Raw genomic sequence first — 19,912 nt, 5'->3', positions numbered from 1 at the left:
CCCTGACACGAACTCCGTGTGCGCGCATTAACGGATAAAAGTGCCGCTGAGTCTAATGATTAAAATCTATCATCTCGATTATGATTTCTTGTCGTGCGCTGATGTGAACATTTGTTTACCAGAGCGTCCATTCAGCTGTTATAGTTGGTCTGACCAGCAAGGAAGCTGTCATGAAAAATCTCACTCAAATAAGGACATATTTTGCAGCTGCACAGAATTCAGGGATACATTCAGACCATGTATCTCGCCGAATATCCCGATAAATTAATGTTGCTTGATGGTGCAAGTCGAGCAGATATTCCTCACCTTAAAGATTTTATTGAACATCAACTCCATCGTCCTTTTTCTGACCTAAAGTTGGTCGTTGTAACTCACATGCATCCAGACCACGCTGGTGGCGCACACAAACTGCGTGATTTAACTGGATGTAAGCTATTGGCCGCAAAGCGAGAGAGCCAATGGTATAGCGGTGTAGATGGTTGGCTAATGCATTTGACCGATTTGATGTTAGCGCGCTGGATGGCGAACCGGATGCGTAAACCAAAGCAAAACCTGTGGTATTCGCGCAAGTTAAAGCCCGATATCGAACTCATCGATGGTGAGTGTATTCCGGGGTTTGATGATTGGCAGGTGCTAGAAACGCAGGGACATACCGATAGAGATTTGTCGGTTTATCATTCTGAACAAGATGTATTGTATGTGGCGGATTTGATGGTGCAGGTTAAGAAACAACTGATTGCGCCGTTTCCCATATTTCATCCAAACCAATATCGCCAATCATTAAAGCGTGTGTTTGAGATGGATCCGCAATGTTTGCTTTTGGCGCATGGGGGAGAGGTGACTTTTGATGAGAAAGCGTATCAGCACATTCTGCATACTGCGCCGACTAAGCCGATGACCCATTGGCGCGTCACAAAGGTTAAAGCGAAGGGATTGTTGTTTGCGCTATTTCGTAGGAAGTAGGCGAAGATAAAGCCAGACGAGTGATGCTCAACAAAAACGTTCGATCACTCATCTGAAGCTACGGGGTTAAGATGCCAATAAGTGAGATTGGCTAGGGTCGACCAGCACTTTGTCTGCCATACCCTGACGACCTAACAACATCATGTAAGTCATTTTTTCACGGTTGGTCAACGTAATGTCGATTGGCCATTGTTTGTCACCCATGCGCAGCATGGTGGTGATAACGCAGCGATGCTCAAAGGTACCGTTTGAAGATTTAACTTTACGGTTTGCCTTTAGCTTCGCTGTGCAGCGAACCACTTGTTCTAAATGATAAACATCCGGGTGTAGATCGAATGCAACGTAAGACTGACCATCTTTTTCAAAGCAATCAATGTTATCTACATGCAATGAAGAGGTTTGTGCGCCCGTATCAATGCGCGCTTCAAGGTGAGTAATCCCTAACTCAGGTAAGCAAATAGCTTCGGCGTTCCCAATGATCATTTTCTGATTCATAGTGTCATCCTAGCGATGAGTAATACGAGAGCCTACTGAGCAGGCTCTCACTCAAACAATTATCAACCTTTACCACGAGTACGGTTTGCGTGTGGTTTTGCGTTTTTCTCGATAAAGTCGAAAATCATACCAGCAACGTCTTTTTCTGTAGCGAGCTCGATACCTTCAAGACCTGGTGAAGAATTCACTTCCATTACCACTGGGCCGTTTTTAGATTGAAGGATATCTACACCGCATAGGTTTAACCCCATGACTTTTGCCGCGTTAATCGCAGTAGCGCGCTCTTCTTTGCTTAGTCGCACTAACTGTGCAGAGCCGCCGCGATGTAAGTTAGAGCGGAACTCGCCTTCTTTCGCTTGGCGCTTCATCGCTGCAATCACTTTATTACCGACAACAAAGCAACGTATGTCTGCGCCTTTAGCTTCTTCGATGAACTCTTGCACCATGATGTTTGCTTTCAACCCCATGAATGCTTCGATCACGCTTTCTGCTGCTTTGTTGGTTTCAGCAAGCACAACACCGATGCCTTGAGTGCCTTCTAGTAATTTAATCACTAGAGGTGCGCCACCAACATTTTTGATCACGTCCTGAATGTTATCAGGGTGGTGAGCAAAGCCAGTGCGCGGCAAGCCGATGCCTTTACGCGATAACAGTTGCAACGAGCGTAATTTGTCACGAGAGCGGCTGATCGCGACCGATTCGTTGACACAAAATGTGCCCATCATTTCAAACTGACGTACAACCGCGGTACCGTAGAATGTGATGGATGCACCGATGCGAGGAATCACAGCGTCGTATTGTGGCAATTCTTCACCCTTATAGCGGATCTTAGGGTTGTTGCTCGTAATGTCCATATAACAGTGCAGAGTATCGATGACGTCTACTTGATGTCCACGCTCTTCACCTGCCTGTTTTAGGCGCATGGTTGAATATAAATTCTCATTACGAGAGAGAATAGCAATACGCATGGCAATTCCTTAGTAAGTCAGTACCAAATTAAAAATATAAGTATAGAGTATAGAATGCAGCAGGTATGTGATATTTAGGTGATATTACCTACTGACTTCAACGATTTAGATGTGTGGTTGGACAACCACTTCGTTAGAGGTGCGCACCTTAGGTTTTTTTCTCGCGAGAAGAAAACGAAAAAAACTCGTCGTTACGACAAAAATAATTTGTTGAATCATCGGGCATTCTCAGCGTTGTAAGCCGGAAGTTGTCTGTGGACTTTTTTAAGCAAACGGATTACGACGAGTTTAAAACGCTAGGCTATTCTGTAGTTTGTTTTGAGTTTGTGATGACGTCCAATAACACATCTTTAATTGTTTGATAGCGCAGTGGCAGAACACGACTTCGTTTGCGAACTAAAAATAACTCTTCACACACGGTGTTTTTCAGTTGTGCGATGTGCAAGGTATCTTTTTGTGGGAAGTTGTCGACAGCACTTTGAGGCAGCACGGTGAAGCCGAGTCCTTTACTCACAGGTAGTAAAATTTGGCTTAATTGATTCACGTAGCCGGATAATGGTAAATCGCTCATCTTAATTTCTTGGAGCTCTTGTTCCGCGCATTGGTCAAAAAATAGCGTCATGTAGTGCTTGGCATCAGGATGGGCAATGACACCACAGTCGTGCAAGAGTTGTGGTGTTATCTGCTTTTCGCGGTATTGATTAGGTAGGACTAAGCACAACTGCTCCTTACCAATTCTTTCACTGTGAAATAAACCTTTGTGAGGAACATCAGTTACGATACCAATATCAATGCTTCCTTCCGTTATTGCATTGAGAATCGAGTGATTGGGTGCGGCTTCTAAATGCAGCGATAAGCCTGGGTGCTGTTTTTGCTTTTCTAAAAGAGGGCCATACAGCATCAATGCCATTGCGCCAGAACAGGCCAGTTTACAGTGACCTGAAAATGCATCATCAAAACTGAGTTCTTCGAGCAACGCTTTCTCTCTTTCTTCTAACTCCAGCGCGTAGGCGTAAACAATCCGACCTTGCTCTGTTAATTCGAAGCTTTTGTTTTCACGTTTGATCAGCGCATGCTGACAACTTTGCTCTAACTTTTTGATGTGTTGGCTGACACCAGGTTGGGTCATAAAAAGTTTTTCTGCCGTTTGTGTGAAATGACCGACTTCAATCAATGTCTTAAATGTATGTAACCAAACAGGATTAAGCATAATGTGAGATTTGCTGTGAGCTTGCTGAAAGACGTAGAGAAAATGATAGCACGGCACGAAATAAATCGACGCAAGAGAATCGGGTGCCTCGTGAATAATAAATAGCAGACAAAATAAAACCCCGCCTGGTTTCCCAGACGGGGCTTATTCTCTTTCGCAGCAATCCGGCTACTATAGGTGCTCCCTGCATCTATCCTTGATTGTGGCTAAGTCCTTTAACCGAGTTCCTTGTTCATCGCCTTCCTAGCGGTGTCCATTCTTGCCTATCATCCTGACGGGCGAACTCTATCCTAGAGCTTAACTACATCCTTGCTGATAACTCATCCTAAGCTACCAAATCTTCATCCTGAAGATACCTAGTCCATTAGGTTTTTTTCCTGTTCCCGCCAACATCCTGTCGACACAATCAGTATTGATGTTTTGCTGATTACTCTCAATTAGCTAGGTAAAAAAACTTTGGCAGCGAATATTGTTTGAAATGGTATAAGTGATGATTTTCAATGACTTATACTAACTTTTCGATTTTATCTTAGTCAATGATGGTCGTTTTGCTTACATTGCTTGTGAGAGATCTCGCACGTGGTGTCGAGCAAATGTCCGAATTGGCGTCGTTTTCATCCTGTTTAAGAATTTGCTCAAGATCACAACTCGATTTGTAGCCATAAAATTTGGCGATAGTATTAGGTGGAATTTCCATTTCTTTGATGGCGAATGTTGCCCATTCATCACGTGTTTTGTGCAGGACTTGGCGTAGCTTGACAGTGAAGTGACTCATGAAAGCCTCCTTAGTTATCTTGTCTTTCAAGGCAACAATAAGGAGCGTGACGACACAAAGTTGATAGTATGCCGCTTAATATCAATACTATTTCGGCGTGATGAAGATTAAGCTGGCAATACTGATATTATTTGAGCGTGAAACAATACTATTTTGTGGAGTAGCCAATGGCACACATCGAAAAAGTACCGCAAAGACCAGGTTTTTCTTGGCGCTATCGTCGCATTGATGAACCAGAAAAAGAGTACGATCTCCATTTTCACGATGATGTGTTTGAATTAGTCATCCATCGCCACTTCACTGGTAGTTTGCATATTGGTCATCACGAATTAGAAGTGACTCACAACCAAATGCTATTGATCGCGCCTGGTGTGCCTCATTCAATTCACTCCACATTGGTCGAGAGCAATTGCGAGACTCATGTGATTTGGTTTAAGCGTGAGTGGATTGCCAATTTGATGTTCTATTGCGCAGAGCTTAGAAAGCTTGATCCGCTTTTAAAAGCGGCCAACAAAGGTGTGGTGTTTTCTGAGCGGACAGCTCAGCACGTTGTGGATCTTCTGCATGAGCTCATGACGTTTCCTGCAATGGAGCAACTCTCGAGATTTCTCCATGTTTTGTCTTTGATTGCTCACGATGAAGGGGCGAAAACACTGATGACTCACTCTTACTTATCGATGAGTGAACACGAATTACAGGAAAGAGAACGAGTGGCAAGTGTCAACGCGTATCTCGAACAGCACTTTGCTAGCAAAGTGACGCTCGCGAACTTGGCGAACCATTTATCGCTGAGTGACAGTGCGGTCACAAGATTGTTTCAAAAGCACTTTAAAGAGCCGTTTAGCCAACGCCTAATGAAATTGCGGATCAATCATGCCGCAGATTTGCTGCAATCAACGCCTTTGCCGATTGGAATTGTGTTTGAGAGAGTAGGGTATCGAAACCAAGCCCTGTTTAATCGTCACTTCAAAACGTATAAAGGGCTTACGCCACGCGAGTACCGCCAGCAATATCAGCAGCGAATCCAGCCTTAATTGGGTTGCACACAACTGCGATCACGAACGCGAAAAGAGTTGCTCGGTTGAAAGTGATGGGCAATTGATATCTTACTTGCAAAATTTTTCAGGAATCATTATTAAGATTCAGTGACAGATAATATAGGGAACTTGATTGCCATTTTTCTGTCATATCTGGTGAGTAAGTTAACCGTGTCAGAGAGATAATACGCCGTTTACTAGTCAAAGATGACTGCAAGAAATCGGTAATTATCATTATGTTGTGAAATTGGTCACGGTTAAATAATTGGTTCCCTTATAGATTGAAGGGGATTCGACCTTAGACAATAAGCTCCATAAGGAGCGTTACTTATATAAGATGAGGGATTTTACTATGAAAAAGACTAGAAGAGCTCAGCTACATCGTGTGCGTATTCAATACTGGAAAGACACGAAAGACGCACCAGCTAAAAAATCATAGTTAATGATACCTAAAGGCACGAGCTGGCAGTGGAACGCCGTTTCCCGCTGATTGCCAGCTCAAAAACGCCACAATCACATTCACTCCGTACAACCTCCCAGAACTCTACTTTTACTATCACACACTTCCAAAAATAAAAAAGCCAGTCTTAAGACCAGCTTTCTCTACCATTTACTGAGCTCTGCGTATTACAGGTTGCCCTTTAGTTACAGGTAGTTGGCGTCAACTAGTTCGCCCGCTTGCGCGCTTTTCACTTCTGGGCGTGCTTCTAACCATTTGATAACTTGCGCTTTCTGTTCTTCAGTCGCACTGCCGTAACGGTCAGTAGAACATAGGAAGCCTTCAAACAGTTCTAGACCACCGCCACCGAAGCAAAGACCAAGCTCGTCAATGTAGTCGATAAAGTCATCAACGAATGCATCGTAACGGTCGAAGTCGTTAATGTCTGTTTCACAGCTGATCTCGAAACCTAGGATTGCGAACTCACCTAAGAACAGCTTTTTACGGATACGACGGCTCTTGTTATCGATCTTGTCTAATTTCATGATTATCTCTCGTAGATGATTTGATTTCGTACACCTTATACCTTCTATCACACTTTAGCCCAAGTAAAATCAGAATGAAGCGATACAGTTGGTGATTATGTGACCAAAACTTAATTGCTCAATTGGTAACGCTGCTGAGTTTGCTGAACTGCTGAAACACAAGTTTCATATGTTTTAAGCACTTTTGTCATTTTTCTTCTCCAAACTTCTTGCCGTTCAACTAATCACTTATTTATTAATTAAACTATAAGATCGGGAAAGTAAAAATGAGCAAGGAAACCTTTGACGCGACGCGTTATAACCAAAGTGAAAACAAACCATTTGAAGAAGTATTAGAAGCGAGCCTATCTCGACGCAGCATTCTGAAAGGTGGTTTAGGCATCAGTGCGATGACAGCGTTTGGTGCTTTCGGGTTGGCTGGTTGTAATTCATCGGACTCAGGGAGTACAGTAAGCAGTGGCTCGGGCGTATCTAAAGCCGTTCTTAACTTTGAATCTATCCCTGGCTCACTCACTGACGCCGTTTCAACTCCACAAGGCTACACTGCACAAGTATTGGTACCTTGGGGAACACCACTTAATGCACAAGGCAGCGCATGGCAAAATGATGGTACCAACACCAGTACCGATCAGTTAAATGCGCTAGGCATGCACCATGACGGCATGCATTTTTTCCCATTGAACGATAGCACCACAGATGGCTTGCTATGTATTAACCACGAGTACATTGATACATCAGCACTGCATCCAAACGGTCCGACGGTTGAAAATGGCGTACGTACCATTGTAGATGAAGTGCGTAAAGAGATTAACGCGCACGGTGTGTCAGTGGTTCGTATTCAGCTTGAAAATAACATGTGGAAGCTAGTCGATACTGATCCACTAAACCGCCGTTACACTGGTGCGACAGCAATGGACTTATCTGGCCCAGTGGCGCACACGTCACTAACCGTCACTCGTTTCTCGCCAGATGGTAGCCAAGCACGTGGTACGTTAAACAACTGTGGCAACGGCTACACGCCTTGGGGCACTTACTTAACTTGTGAAGAGAACTGGCCAGGTTACTTTGTTAACGCCGGGACTCGTACAGAAGAACAAGATCGCATTGGTGTTGATGACCAAAGCACACGCTACTTGTGGGAAACACTTGCAGGAAATGCAGAAGAGCGTCTCGATGAGTTCTCTCGCTTTAATGTGGCTCCAACAGGAGCAAGTGCAATGGATGATTACCGTAATGAAGCCAATGGTCACGGTTACATCGTCGAAATAGACCCTTACACGCAAAACTCGCGTGCGAAGAAGCGTACTGCACTAGGTCGTTTCCGTCACGAAGGCTGTACTTTTGGTAAGCTTGAAGAAGGCAAACCAGTGGTATTCTACTCTGGTCACGACTCTCGCTTTGAGTACCTATACAAATTTGAATCTGCGGCAGCGTGGGATCCAGCAGATGCTAACCCTGATAACCGTTTGGCGATGGGTGACAAGTACATGGACAAAGGCACACTGTATGTTGCGCGCTTCAATGAAGACAGCACAGGTACTTGGTTACCGTTGACGCTTGATAGCGTAACAAAATCTGGTGGTACGTTAGCGGATCACTTTAACTCATTGGCTGAAATTATCATTAATACGGCAGGCGCGGCTGACCTCGTTGGGGCAACTCCAATGGATCGCCCAGAGTGGTGTACGGTTGATCCATTTACAGGCTCGGTTTACTTAACATTGACGAATAATACGCGCCGTACTGATGAAACCAATCCTGCGAACCCACGTTTGAACAATAAGTTTGGTCACGTTATTCGTTGGGATGAAGGGGCTTCAGCTACAGACTTTACTTGGGATATTTTTGTCTTTGGTTCGCCAGCAAATGGTGATGCAGATACCAACCGTTCTGGCCTGAATGAGCTAAACCAGTTTGCTAGCCCTGACGGATTAGCGTTTGATGGCCGTGGTATTTTGTGGATTCAGACCGATAACGGCGCAGATGAAGTTACGTCTTACACTAATGATCAAATGTTGGCCGTTGTGCCATCTAAGCTAACAGATGAGAATGGTGACCAAGCAGTGATTGGTGCGGATAACCAAGCGGAGCTTAAACGCTTCTTTGTTGGACCAAATGGTTGTGAAGTGACAGGCTTTACTATCAGCCCTGATTACAAATCATTGTTTGTGAATATTCAGCACCCAGGCAACTGGCCATACAGTGAAGATGCCGCCGAAGAAACGCCTGCTGGTGTTTCTGTGCGTCCACGAGCGGCGACGGTTGTCATTCGACGTGAAGACGGTGGAGAGATTGCAGTTTAATCTCTAAATGCATTAACACCTTAAAATTCAAGCCCTGCAAATGCAGGGCTTGATGGTTTAGGCGAATGCCTAGTCGCACTTTATATCCAGACAACAGGCTTAGCTTTTCAATGAACCGCCTGAAGTACGAATCACGTCTTGATACCAGTAGAAGCTCTTCTTGCGTTTACGCTCTAGCGTTCCTTGCCCATCATCATGACGATCGACATAAATATAACCGTAACGCTTGCTCATTTCGGCTGTTGAGTTAGCCACCAAGTCGATTGGCCCCCAGCTGGTGAAGCCCATCAACTCAACGCCATCAAGAATCGCTTCGTGTGCTTGAACCAAATGATCATTAAGGTATGAAATTCGATAATCGTCTTGGATTTCCCCGTTTTCATCGAATTCATCGCGAGCGCCTAAGCCATTCTCGACGATAAATAGCGGCTTTTGGTAATGATCGTGAAGGAAGTTAAGCAAAACGCGCAGGCCTTTTGGATCGATCAACCAGCCCCATTGGCTCTTTTCAAGGTATGGGTTTGGTACGCTATCGACGATGTTACCCACTTCTTTCTGTTTCGGATCGGCACTCGCACAGCCACTTGCGTAGTAGCTGAAGGAAATAAAATCGACACTTGCTGAGGCAATTTCTTCTAAGTCGCCAGCTTCCATTTGTATTTCAATGCCGTTTTCACGGAAGTAACGTTTCATGTAGCCTGGGTATTGACCACGAGTCTGCACATCACCGAAGAACAACCACTTATTGTTTTCATGCATAGCAGCAAGCACATCATCAGGGTTGCAGGTGTATGGGTAGTTGATTGCGCCAAGCAGCATGTTACCAATCTTGCCGTTTGGTACGATTTGCTGACACAGTTTTACCGCTTTCGCGTTTGCTACAAGCTGGTGGTGAATCGCTTGATAAATGTCTTGTTCACTGGCGTCTTCTTGCAAGCCCACTCCCGTAAATGGCGCATGAAGTGACATGTTGATTTCGTTAAAGGTAAGCCACAGTTTGACCTTATCTTTGTAGCGTTCTAACACGGTTTTAGCGTAACGCTCGAAAAACTCGATCACTCGACGATCGCTCCAACCACCATAATTCTCAACCAAGGCGTAAGGCATCTCGTAATGAGAAAGAGTCACAAATGGTTGCATATCGTGTTTGGCTAGCTCATCAAAAATTTTGTCGTAAAACGCCAGTCCTTCTTCATTTGGCGCAAGCTCATCGCCATTAGGAAAAATACGGCTCCAAGCGATGGATAAGCGTAAACAGGTAAATCCCATCTCTTTAAACAGGGCAATGTCTTCTGGGTAGCGATTGTAGAAATCGATCGCAAGATCTTTGATACCAGGCGTTCGTTCTTCACGCGTTTGATGCGGGCTTAGAATGCCGTTTGGCAACATATCTGATGTTGATAAACCTTTCCCCCCAAGGTTGTATGCCCCCTCTACCTGGTTTGCCGCAATGGCACCACCCCAAAGGAAATTATCTGGAAACTTAATCATGTTTCTCACTCTTTATATCTAGGAAATGTTTGTGGATTTATTGCTTGAGAATAGTGTAGGAGACATCTCGATACTTGTAGCGAGATCGTGTTTTTATCAGTTCATCACCAAACGTCAGTAATGATAAACATTGAGATATAGGATGGTTGTTAACAATGCCAACCTAAGTGAATTTAGGTTGGCATTCGTATTCAAAACGTAAATGCTAAATTCGCCGCCGCGCCAAACTGGTTATCGCCAGCGTAAGACCCTGCTAGGTCTACACTGATCACATCAAAAGGACTGATGCCAATGCCACCTGTCACCGAGTTATCGAGATTATTTTCTAGGTCAACTTCATAACCAGCGCGGAGTTGCGCCCATCCCCAAGCATTCCCCTCGATACCAACGCGAATAAACTGGGTGTCATCGTCGAGCTCTTTAAAGCGCTTTTGTTTGGTGAGATCGGCGTCTAGGCTCAGAGCTACATAATCCCCGACATAGCCGATACCAAGGGTCGCTTGTGGCGTGAGTTCGTAGGTATAGTTGCCTAGTTTTGTTTCTATATCTTGCTCGAAGACGTCTTTTAACGAGAGACCAGCTCTAAATGCGTTGTGATACCAAGCGACCCCAAGATCCATATTGAACGTGTTCTTTGATACTTCACTTTTGTCGTAATCCTCGATATCAAAGTCATCTAGTGTTGTACGCTGCGTATAGGTTTTAAGTTGTTGGTATTTGGGCGTAATACCAAATGCGAATTGCTGCCCACCTATCGTGTATGCGCGAGCTAAGGCAACGCCATATTCCGCACTACCGAAAGCCGCTAGGTCGACGGCAGAATTGAGGTATCGATCTGCGGTGTTTGTTGAATTTGAGATATCGGGTGCCGCAAGTATCTCCACATAACCAGCGCTAAAAAGGTTTACCGACATGTAGCGTGTCGGAATCGCAATCGCGAGGCTCAGACCGCCATTAATGACGACTGGAGCACTCTTATCTAATTGATCGAGTAGTCGATTAAGTTCGGCTTCGTTCGCAGGTGTGGGAATGCCCTGAATACTATCGTAAAGGTCTTGAACATCATCAACGGCTAATAAAGCTTCATCTTCATCGTGAATATTGACGCCGAGAGCAGGAATGAGTAGGCCGATATCGTCATTTTCTCGATAGAGAGCGCCTAGGGCTGGGTTGTGTAGAGGAGCGGTTAAATAGTCAGCGGAAACGACGCCTGTATTTCCCATTCCGTGACTTCGAGCGTCTGCTGCGTAAGGTGCTGCAAAAGCGTGAGGTGATAAAATAAAAAGCGCCCCTGTTGCTGCTAAAGTTAGTTTTCTCATAACGCATCCATTCTTACTTTAAATAATTACTTATCAATAAATTAGATGGTGGGAGCTAAAACTTGGTGTCAACCACCAAAAATTGTGCTGATGAATAGCATGTGGCGATTCATCAAGTTAAGCGTAGGTTAGGCAACTCGCTTTATAAAGTTGATCAAGATTTATTGCTCTTTAATTGTGTGGAGAAAAGCTGAAGAGGTGGATGGTATTGGGTTAGCTACGATGAGGAGCGAGCTCAAACATTAAGGTGAAGGACATGCCTTTATCAGCGTTGAGCTGCGCACTGACTTTCCCTTGCATATCTCGCATATTGTTGGCGGTAATGGAAAGCCCTAGCCCCAGTCCTTCACCAATTTTTTTACTGGTTTGGAAAGGTTCGAACATGGTATCGAGTTGGTCTGAAGGTACCCCACACCCATTATCACTTACCACGACCTCAACATTATCGGTAGTGGGTGTAACGGCAATCATTAACTGGGGATCTTGGGTCTCTTTCATCGCATCTAATGCGTTGGAAATTAGGTTGCCGAGCACTTGTTGTAGGCGTTGCTCTTCACCAATGATATTGGGTAAATCGTTGGGAATGCGTACCCGAACATCTACCTTCGCGAGTTGAGATTGATAGACGCGTAGCGTCTCTTCTAAAGCGTTTGTCAGCGATATCTCGTGCAGTGTTTCTGGTTTATTGTAGGCAAACGTTTTTAGCTGACTGGTCATGCTTGCCATGCGGTCAATCAACTTTTGAATTAACTTGTTATTGGCTTTCATCATGTCTGTTTGTCCACGTTCTGCTAGCAACTCGTTGGTGGTTAAAAGGGTACGCAGGCCAGTCAATGGTTGGTTTAACTCGTGGGTAATCGCGCTCGACATTCTGCCCAATGCTGCCATTTTGCTTGATTCAATCAATTGCTCTTGGGCTTGTTTTAAAGCTTGAGTTCGCTCTTCCACCCTTTGAGCGAGCTCTTGGTTAATCAGCTGCAGCGATTGTTCCGCTTTTTTACGTTTGCTAATGTCGATTACGGTAGCAAGGAAATACTGCTCACCGTGCCATGGGAAGCTAGTGAGTGAAAATAGTACAGGAAATACGCTGCCATCACTTCGTCGCGCCATGGTTTCTACAGCGCTAATCTCTGCCAGTTCCTTATGCTTTGGCAGATCTCTAAGCAAAGTGAGTGTGGTTGAATTTGAATTACCTGCATCAAATAACTCCCAGGCGAAGGTATGACGATTCACACTTTCAGGAAGACAAAAAAGGCGTTTTGCCATTGGGTTGAGGTCGAACAATAGACCTTGTTCATCAATCAACAACAAACCAACATGTGTTTTATTGATCATCTGTTTAAGTCGGCGTTGCGATTCTTCTAGTAAGGCTTGAATACGCTGCTGATTGAGATGCTTTTGTCGACGCTGTAAACCAATGATCACCAACAGGATAAGGAGCAGGAGGAGCGCTGCGATGCTCCATCCAATGACACTAATCGTTTGCTGAACAGGTTTGGTCGGAATAAGGTAACTGACAAACCAGTTTAAGTCGTCCAGCTTTACTGTGTGTGCAAAGTAGCGCTGCTGATTGAGAGTCCAGAAATGAATCACCGTATTGTCATACAGCGTTTGAGTTTCGACTTTGACTTGGTTATTCGGTTCATTAAACCAGTCGGCGTTATAGTTTGTGCTGCTGGAGAGGAAGAAGCGTTGATGGCGATTTTGTAGCGTGATGATGTCTTGGCTGGTGATGGTCTGCTCCGTTAGCAAACTCAGGTTGATTTGAACAACAACGATGCCCGCTATCTCCAAACCATCAAAAATTGGTGCAGAGAGGTAGTAAAGGGGACTAGAACCTTTTGTTTTATTCACCAGTGAGACGCCTTCTCCCTGACGTTGTATTTGTTCGACAATCGCACGGCGGTCAGAGCGGCTGAACCGTTCATCGATCAGACTTGATACCAACACTTCTCCCGAGGTTGAAAGTATCAACCAGCCCTCTGTATTCGCGGCTTTATCGAGCTGTGTCAGTTGTGCTTGAAGTGGCTCGTAGTAGTTTAAATTACCTTTCACAAACGCAATTGTTTCTGGGTTATTCGTGACGAGATAGGGAAGGTGATAGAAACGTTTTAATGCTCGGCGGACTTCACCAATGTAGTCGAGGAGTTTCTGTTGTGCTTCTTGTTGAGTTTGGACGCTCAGCCATTGATGGGCCACCTCTCGGCTAGCACCGTAGAAAAAGATCACCAGCGCACTGATCAATACGGCGGTTAGCCACATTTTCCCATTCTTAGTGCGCTGCATTCGGACTCCGTTTGGCTGAATATAGTTATCGTAGTTGGTAGTGAAAGAGTGCGCTTAACTGATTGGATGTTAAAGAATTGTGATTAAGAAGTGGGATCTAGCTCCTTTTCTATAGCATGGTTTTTGCTAACTTTAGCAAAGACTTCTATCACCGATCAGGCAGTAACTCATGACTTTTGACGACATTCCGCGTATCGCCCTAATTGAAGATGATGACATCGTTCGTCAAGCAACAAGCCAATGGCTGCAATTGGCGGGGTTTGACGTCATAGCTTTTAGCTCGGGGGAGGAAGGCAAAACCGCCATTCTGAACCAAGAGTTTGATGCGATAGTTAGTGATGTTCGTTTGCCAGATACTGATGGAATTTCAATTTTAGAGAGCCTTATTGCGAATCACATTCCAACACCAATGATACTAATTACTGGTCATGGTGATGTGGATATGGCGGTGAATGCGCTACAAAACGGCGCGTTTGATTTTATTGAAAAACCTTTCCAGCCGGAGCGTTTGTCTCAACGTGTGACAGATGCGGTCGAGAGCCACCGCGCGCAAACATCGACGCTTCACCGCCAAGAGTATCTAGCTAGCGTGAGTGGTTTAGAAGAGGTGCTCATTGGTCAAAGTCGAGTGATGCAGCAATTACGCGAGCAAGTTGCGAAACTGGCGAAAATCGATACTAACGTGATCATTTACGGCGAAACAGGTTGTGGTAAAGAGCTGGTGGCGACCAGTTTACATAATGAAAGCCAAAGAAAACCTCATCACTTTGTGCCGATAAACTGTGGTGCGATTCCAGAACACCTTTTCGAGAGTGAGTTGTTTGGTCACGAAGCTGGGGCGTTCACTGGTGCAAACAAACGACGCATCGGCAAGTTGGAATACGCCGATAAAGGCACGTTGTTTTTTGACGAGATAGAAAGCATGCCGTTGTCGATGCAGGTGAAAGTGCTGCGAGCGCTTCAAGAGCATACCGTTGAAAGAGTGGGGGGGAATCAGCAGATCGGCGTTGATTTACGAGTGATCGCGGCGGCGAAAGAAGATCTCAATGATCATGAAGAGTTTCGGCAAGATTTATACTATCGGCTCAACGTCGCGCAAATTTATTTGCCGCCACTCAGGGAGAGAGAAGAAGATTCACTGATTTTGTTTGAGCACTTCACCTTGCAAACTAACCCTGAAACCCGACCATTGAGTGATGCCGACAGAAACGCAGTGCTTTCCTACGCTTGGCCTGGGAATGTTCGAGAGCTGCGAAACGTGGCTATGCGTTTTGCTTTGGATGAAACGGTATCTGTGATGGAAATTCTCTCTAGCCGTCCTTCGTCAACCACGGAGGAGACGCAAGTGGGTGTTCCACTGGTTATTCAATTACATAATTTTGAGCGCAAGGTGCTGCATGATTCATTGGTCAGGCATCACGGACGCATCAATGAAGTGATGCAGGAGTTGGATTTACCACGTCGAACCCTTAACCAAAAAATGCAAAAGTTTGGTTTAAATCGCTCTGATTATACTTAACGCAATTTTTAAGCTGACTTACCGCTATGGGCGTCACAAATATGATTATGCGCTTTTCGAGGGAGTCGGGACAAACTTATAAGTTAGGCCTTTCCCTTCTCCAAACAAGGTGACTTGGTTTCTGCCCGTATGTTTAGAGCTATACAGCGCTTCGTCTGCTTCAGCAACGACCTCGTGAAGCGATTGTCCCTCTGATAACTCACTGATTCCAAAGCTCATGGTGATCTCATTTTCGAATGACTGCAATGAGGCTTCAGTTTCCACCGCTAGGCGAATTTGCTCGGCAACAATTTTGGCGCGTTGTGCTTTTTCAAGTAAAACAATCATGAACTCATCACCACCAAATCGTACTGTGCAAGCTGACTCTGGGAGGTGTTTCTTAAAGATAGCGGCAATCGTAGCCATGACGGAATCGCCTACCGTATGGCCATAGTGATCATTAATCGCTTTGAACTCGTCCATGTCGGTCATGATGATGCTTATTGATTGGTTCCGTTTGTGCGCTTGATTAACAAGATTTGGAACAATTTCTTCCATCGCGCGACGATTATGAAGCCCTGTGAGGGCGTCTAAATGTGAGAGATCATTGATTGACTGTATCAAGCGGCCATTAATTAGCCACAACATGCTAAAGCTCATAGCGACAATCAGACAGATGCTAAGTAAAAACGTCATCTGGTGGATAAAACCTGCGGTCATAAAATTTGGCACTTCATTGGCGAAAGCGCTCCAAAGTGCTCTGAAGCCCATAAAAATACTGAAGCAAAAGAAGGAGCACGCCATCACTATGGTTGGGAGTTTTTGGTCTTGCTTGGTGCCTTTCAGCATGGCGATCCCACTAAAAAACGTAACGATGCAGATATAAACACTTAAGTAAATGATGCGGCTTTTAATTGAATGGTCATGGAAGGTGAAATAATAAAACGAACCGCTGAAAATGGGCGTTAAAAAAGCGAGTGAGTGGGCCAGTTTTAGAGGGAATTGACGAAAAATGCTTACGCTGTAAAGCGTAAGCAAGAAGCCGATTAATATGAGCGTATTAGCTATGACGATGGTAAGCCAATCTGGTGCGGAGCCTCTAAATCCCAGTAAAAAAGGCCCAAAACCAATAAATAACAGCGAGAGAGAAAAAGTCTTTAAGCCTTTGATTTTTTTCTGTGTGTATTGGTAACAAAGTAGACTGATTGAGTAAATGCAAGAGAACAGAATAACGATAAAGTTGAGCGTTCTGATGTCTAAATACTGATTGTCCATAAGCGCTCCACATCAATCCATAGTTCAGGCAACTCCTTTGCCTGATATCAATAAGCGAACTACATATTAACTTACTTATTGAGTGATGTCTTATGTTAAACGGCTATTCATTTACCAGCTCGAATTGTTCGGTTTGGTTGGTTTTCGTCGTAAACAGCAGACCAACAATCATCATAAATACGCTAGGCATAATCCAGCTAGCAAAGTCATTGTACAGAGGCATGTAATTACCCATCCACTCATCGGTGGAATCTGGCATGTAACCTAGGATGTGCAGCGCATCAACACAACCAAACGTTAGAGCAGTGAACGCCGTCGCGACGACCATGATTTGCGACATCTTGTTGCGCACTGGTGCCATGATCATCAACGCAATTGCTACTGGGTGAAGCGCCACAACCGCTGGCAATGTGATAGCCAATAGTTGCTCCAGACCTACGTTGGCGATCAAACCTGCCAATACCATGGTCGTGATAACGCAGCCTTTGTAGTTCACTTTGCTGAAAGTGTTGTCGTAGAACTCACTGCCTGCGGTGGTTACGCCGATAGCAGTAGTCAAACACGCCAATACCATCACGGCACCAAGTAATAGTGAACCAAATGCGCCGAAGTGGCTGAAGGTGAATGCCGTTAAGATGTCGCCACCATTGCTGAACTCAGAACCCAAGTACGAGCTCGTCGAACCAATGTAAGCCAATGAGATGTAAACAAATGCCATGGCAACCGCGTACATCAAAGCTGCGATTAGCGTGTATTTTGCGGTGGCTTTCGGGCAATCCACACCCATGCTGCGAATCGCACGGAAAATAATCCAACCAAAACCGATAGAGCCTAGCGCGTCCATTGTCATGTAGCCTTGAGTCAAGCCTTCAGCAAATGCACCAGATACGTATGGTCCCGTTGCGGCAGTTAGCTCGCCTGCAGGAGAAACCAAAGCAGTCACAGACATGATGATTAAGATAGCCATCAATGCAGGCGTTAAGATCTTGCCTAGGTTGTCGACCAACTTACCCGGATATAGGGCAAATAGAATGGTGATGGCACAGAAGGCAATAGTGAAAGGCACCAAAGCTGCATCACCAAACATTGGCGCAAAGCTGAATTGGTAAGCCACGGTAATTGCGCGCGGAATCACGAATGCAGGGCCAATCACGATAAATACCATCACCCAAAAACTGGTCGCCAAAGGTTTAGGTAGGGCGGCGGTTAATTTGTCTGAACCGTTTACGATAGCGACCATCACCAGCGCCATTGCAGGCAGACCTACGCCTGTTAAGAGGAAGCCAGACATCCCGCTCAGAAAGTTTTCACCTGCTTGATAACCCAAAAATGGAGGGAAGATCAGGTTACCTGCGCCTAAGTACATGGCGAAAGTCATGAAGCCCAAAGCGGCGATATTACGTGCGCTTAACATTGTTATTCCTCTTATGTTTCGCTTGGAAGAAACTGAAAGGAATGGGAGGAGTATGTGGTGTTCCCGTCAGCTTCTTCTCAAGCTGACAGAAAGTTTAGATATAGCCTGTCAGCTCTGAATCAGTTTCAGAGAGAGCAGGAGGGGCGCAGCAGCAACGCCAGATGGGCGTTTTAAAGCGAATTGTAATTGCGCAGTTGCTGACATGGGTGATCCTTAATGACGAAAAAAACCAAGGAATACGTTTGCCTTGGCGTGTTGTTACCCTAACGAACATGAGGCTATTGGCACAACCCCGAAGTAGAAAATAAGTTGATACGGTCAATGTTTGTTTCTGAACTGGTGGATCGAACTGCTTTTTAAATTCAAAATTAGAATAAATGACTTTTCATTTCTGTAACATGGCTTGTTTTGCTGTATTTTTGTGCTATTTGTAGTCGTTTAGGCTATAAACCTCCGCTGATAAAGTGAGCAGTTTAGAATGATGCGCTTTTTCTTCTTATTGTTAAGACGCTCATTAGTTGCAGTTCAATCCAAAATTGCATCGGCAAAATATTGCTTATCAGCCAATCGTGCATTTATTTTGTGTTGATCACATTTTATTAACCTTTTGCGCTCTAGGCGTGCAACCTCCTTCTCTTCAATGAGCAAGATCTTGCTCATTACTTTGCTATCAAATCAGCATGATTTTGCTCATTTCTGATGTCTTTCAGCACTTAGTTCAATAAATACAAAGGGTTAAAAGTTGGCATTTCAATTGCTCTAGGGAATGTGTTGTTAATAAAGATTTAACATGATGTAAATCCCCAATCGTGAAACGACTACACGGAGAGTAATAATGAAAATGAATAAGCTGGTAAAAGCTTTGGCTGTCGCTGTAACTTCTTTTGGTATTGCTGCTAACGCTGCGGCAGAAGATCGTAGCTACATTCTTGCAACGGCATCGACAGGTGGTACTTACTACCCTGTGGGCGTAGCGTTGGCGACGTTAAGCAAAGTGAAATTGGCACCAAAGCACCACTTCTCCCTTTCTGCAATCAGCTCTGCGGGCTCTGGTGAAAACGTTAAACTGCTGAACGAGAACGAAGCACAGTTCGCGATCCTACAAGGTCTTTACGGTGCTTGGGCTTGGTCTGGTGAAGGTCCTTATGAGAAGAGCGGTCGTCAAGAACAACTGCGTTCAGTCTCTATGCTGTGGCAAAACGTTGAGCACTTTATTGTTCGCTCTGACCTAGCAAAAACTGGCACAGTGACTGACCTGAACAACCTAGATGGCAAGAAGTTCTCTATCGGTAAGAAGAACTCTGGTACTGAGAACTCTGGTCGTCAAATCATGAAAGGTCTGAAGGTAGATCCTGATAAATTCAATCTTGCTTACATGGGCTACGGCGGCAGTGCGAGCGCACTTCAAAACGGCACCATTGACGGCATGAACACGCCTGCGGGTGTGCCAGTTGGTGCAGTAACCCAAGCTTTTGCTGCGCTGGGTAAAGACATTTCGATTCTTTCGTTTACTGACGAACAAATCAAAGAGGCGAACGGCAATTACAACCTATGGACGAAGTACGAGATCCCAGCGAACACGTACCCGGGTCTAGATAAGCCGATCACCACCATTGCACAGCCAAACTTCTTGGCAGTTCGTGAAGATATCTCGGAAGAAGACGTTTACCAGCTAACCAAAGCGATCTACGAGAACCTGCCTTTCCTACAAGGCATCCACAAAGCAACAAAAGCAATGGCGATTGAGAAAGCGATCGCTGGTTTGCCAGTGCCTCTTCACCCAGGTGCGGCGCGTTACTACAAAGAAATGGGCATCGAAATCCCATCAGACCTAATGGCGAAATAACGCTAACTTGGCCCCGAGTTTCAGCTCGGGGCATTTTATCCCTACCGA

Annotated in this window: 15 protein-coding genes; 5 read left to right on the top strand and 10 right to left on the bottom strand. The window is 45.0% G+C overall.

The window, feature by feature from the left end:
* Positions 1–237 precede the first annotated feature (237 nt).
* Positions 238–963: an MBL fold metallo-hydrolase gene (locus MTR11_RS16980; protein ID WP_243328125.1), complete on the top strand. Its 726-nt coding sequence runs from the start codon at positions 238–240 to the stop codon at positions 961–963.
* Positions 964–1,029: 66 nt separating this feature from the next.
* Here MTR11_RS16980 and MTR11_RS16975 read toward each other — a convergent pair whose 3' ends face one another.
* The 4 genes from MTR11_RS16975 to MTR11_RS16960 form a co-directional block, all read right to left on the bottom strand.
* A complete protein-coding gene (locus MTR11_RS16975; RefSeq protein ID WP_005393584.1) occupies positions 1,030–1,458 on the bottom strand; it encodes an ATP-dependent zinc protease in 429 nt (142 codons plus the stop codon).
* A 62-nt stretch (positions 1,459–1,520) separates the two neighbouring features.
* Complete coding sequence (gene rimK, locus MTR11_RS16970; RefSeq protein ID WP_005393586.1) at positions 1,521–2,426, bottom strand: 30S ribosomal protein S6--L-glutamate ligase; 906 nt, start codon at positions 2,424–2,426, stop codon at positions 1,521–1,523.
* Between the two features lie 301 nt (positions 2,427–2,727).
* Positions 2,728–3,636, bottom strand: coding sequence for a LysR family transcriptional regulator (locus MTR11_RS16965; RefSeq protein WP_065645588.1), 909 nt, complete (start codon positions 3,634–3,636; stop codon positions 2,728–2,730).
* 529 nt (positions 3,637–4,165) lie between these two features.
* Positions 4,166–4,411, bottom strand: coding sequence for a hypothetical protein (locus MTR11_RS16960; protein ID WP_005393590.1), 246 nt, complete (start codon positions 4,409–4,411; stop codon positions 4,166–4,168).
* Between the two features lie 167 nt (positions 4,412–4,578).
* On the opposite strand from MTR11_RS16960, the gene MTR11_RS16955 reads away from it, so the two are divergent.
* Entirely contained in the window at positions 4,579–5,445 is an 867-nt protein-coding gene (locus tag MTR11_RS16955) for a helix-turn-helix transcriptional regulator (RefSeq protein WP_104972222.1), read from the top strand.
* A gap of 648 nt (positions 5,446–6,093) precedes the next feature.
* Here MTR11_RS16955 and MTR11_RS16950 read toward each other — a convergent pair.
* A complete protein-coding gene (locus MTR11_RS16950) occupies positions 6,094–6,432 on the bottom strand; it encodes a YggL family protein (protein ID WP_005374208.1) in 339 nt (112 codons plus the stop codon).
* A gap of 266 nt (positions 6,433–6,698) precedes the next feature.
* Here MTR11_RS16950 and MTR11_RS16945 point away from each other — a divergent pair, with 266 nt between their 5' ends.
* Positions 6,699–8,735: a PhoX family protein gene (locus tag MTR11_RS16945; RefSeq protein WP_243328093.1), complete on the top strand. Its 2,037-nt coding sequence runs from the start codon at positions 6,699–6,701 to the stop codon at positions 8,733–8,735.
* Positions 8,736–8,834: 99 nt separating this feature from the next.
* Here the strand turns inward: MTR11_RS16945 and MTR11_RS16940 are convergent, their stop codons facing one another.
* From MTR11_RS16940 to MTR11_RS16930, 3 genes are all read right to left on the bottom strand, one after another.
* Positions 8,835–10,226 (bottom strand): glycoside hydrolase family 1 protein, encoded by a 1,392-nt coding sequence (locus tag MTR11_RS16940; RefSeq protein ID WP_243328092.1) that lies wholly within the window; start codon positions 10,224–10,226, stop codon positions 8,835–8,837.
* 191 nt (positions 10,227–10,417) lie between these two features.
* Complete coding sequence (locus MTR11_RS16935) at positions 10,418–11,545, bottom strand: conjugal transfer protein TraF (RefSeq protein ID WP_243328091.1); 1,128 nt, start codon at positions 11,543–11,545, stop codon at positions 10,418–10,420.
* A 213-nt stretch (positions 11,546–11,758) separates the two neighbouring features.
* Positions 11,759–13,831, bottom strand: a complete 2,073-nt coding sequence (locus MTR11_RS16930) for a sensor histidine kinase (RefSeq protein WP_104972226.1) — start codon at positions 13,829–13,831, stop codon at positions 11,759–11,761.
* 169 nt (positions 13,832–14,000) lie between these two features.
* On the opposite strand from MTR11_RS16930, the gene MTR11_RS16925 reads away from it, so the two are divergent.
* Complete coding sequence (locus tag MTR11_RS16925) at positions 14,001–15,350, top strand: sigma-54-dependent transcriptional regulator (protein WP_006741248.1); 1,350 nt, start codon at positions 14,001–14,003, stop codon at positions 15,348–15,350.
* 45 nt (positions 15,351–15,395) lie between these two features.
* Here MTR11_RS16925 and MTR11_RS16920 read toward each other — a convergent pair whose 3' ends face one another.
* Together MTR11_RS16920 and brnQ are read right to left on the bottom strand one after the other, a co-directional pair.
* Positions 15,396–16,604 (bottom strand): sensor domain-containing diguanylate cyclase, encoded by a 1,209-nt coding sequence (locus MTR11_RS16920; RefSeq protein ID WP_134645368.1) that lies wholly within the window; start codon positions 16,602–16,604, stop codon positions 15,396–15,398.
* Positions 16,605–16,707: 103 nt separating this feature from the next.
* The gene (brnQ, locus tag MTR11_RS16915) at positions 16,708–18,018 is read right to left on the bottom strand and encodes a branched-chain amino acid transport system II carrier protein (protein WP_104970290.1); all 1,311 of its coding nucleotides are present in this window, start codon (positions 18,016–18,018) and stop codon (positions 16,708–16,710) included.
* Positions 18,019–18,853: 835 nt separating this feature from the next.
* Between brnQ and MTR11_RS16910 the strand changes: the two genes are divergently transcribed.
* Positions 18,854–19,864, top strand: a complete 1,011-nt coding sequence (locus tag MTR11_RS16910; RefSeq protein ID WP_005374185.1) for a TAXI family TRAP transporter solute-binding subunit — start codon at positions 18,854–18,856, stop codon at positions 19,862–19,864.
* Positions 19,865–19,912 lie beyond the last annotated feature (48 nt).

This window comes from Vibrio sp. CCB-PB317 (assembly GCF_022808245.1).
GTDB classification, from domain to species: domain Bacteria; phylum Pseudomonadota; class Gammaproteobacteria; order Enterobacterales; family Vibrionaceae; genus Vibrio; species Vibrio diabolicus.
This window is presented reverse-complemented; position numbering and strand designations above follow the sequence as displayed.

Excerpts from the sequence above, each read along its gene's own strand:
- MTR11_RS16980 (WP_243328125.1), top strand. The coding sequence starts at position 238 with ATGTATCTCGCCGAATATCCCGATAAATTAATGTTGCTTGATGGTGCA.
- MTR11_RS16975 (WP_005393584.1), bottom strand. The coding sequence starts at position 1,458 with ATGAATCAGAAAATGATCATTGGGAACGCCGAAGCTATTTGCTTACCT.
- rimK (WP_005393586.1), bottom strand. The coding sequence starts at position 2,426 with ATGCGTATTGCTATTCTCTCTCGTAATGAGAATTTATATTCAACCATG.
- MTR11_RS16965 (WP_065645588.1), bottom strand. The coding sequence starts at position 3,636 with ATGCTTAATCCTGTTTGGTTACATACATTTAAGACATTGATTGAAGTC.
- MTR11_RS16960 (WP_005393590.1), bottom strand. The coding sequence starts at position 4,411 with ATGAGTCACTTCACTGTCAAGCTACGCCAAGTCCTGCACAAAACACGT.
- MTR11_RS16955 (WP_104972222.1), top strand. The coding sequence starts at position 4,579 with ATGGCACACATCGAAAAAGTACCGCAAAGACCAGGTTTTTCTTGGCGC.
- MTR11_RS16950 (WP_005374208.1), bottom strand. The coding sequence starts at position 6,432 with ATGAAATTAGACAAGATCGATAACAAGAGCCGTCGTATCCGTAAAAAG.
- MTR11_RS16945 (WP_243328093.1), top strand. The coding sequence starts at position 6,699 with ATGAGCAAGGAAACCTTTGACGCGACGCGTTATAACCAAAGTGAAAAC.
- MTR11_RS16940 (WP_243328092.1), bottom strand. The coding sequence starts at position 10,226 with ATGATTAAGTTTCCAGATAATTTCCTTTGGGGTGGTGCCATTGCGGCA.
- MTR11_RS16935 (WP_243328091.1), bottom strand. The coding sequence starts at position 11,545 with ATGAGAAAACTAACTTTAGCAGCAACAGGGGCGCTTTTTATTTTATCA.
- MTR11_RS16930 (WP_104972226.1), bottom strand. The coding sequence starts at position 13,831 with ATGCAGCGCACTAAGAATGGGAAAATGTGGCTAACCGCCGTATTGATC.
- MTR11_RS16925 (WP_006741248.1), top strand. The coding sequence starts at position 14,001 with ATGACTTTTGACGACATTCCGCGTATCGCCCTAATTGAAGATGATGAC.
- MTR11_RS16920 (WP_134645368.1), bottom strand. The coding sequence starts at position 16,604 with ATGGACAATCAGTATTTAGACATCAGAACGCTCAACTTTATCGTTATT.
- brnQ (WP_104970290.1), bottom strand. The coding sequence starts at position 18,018 with ATGTTAAGCGCACGTAATATCGCCGCTTTGGGCTTCATGACTTTCGCC.
- MTR11_RS16910 (WP_005374185.1), top strand. The coding sequence starts at position 18,854 with ATGAAAATGAATAAGCTGGTAAAAGCTTTGGCTGTCGCTGTAACTTCT.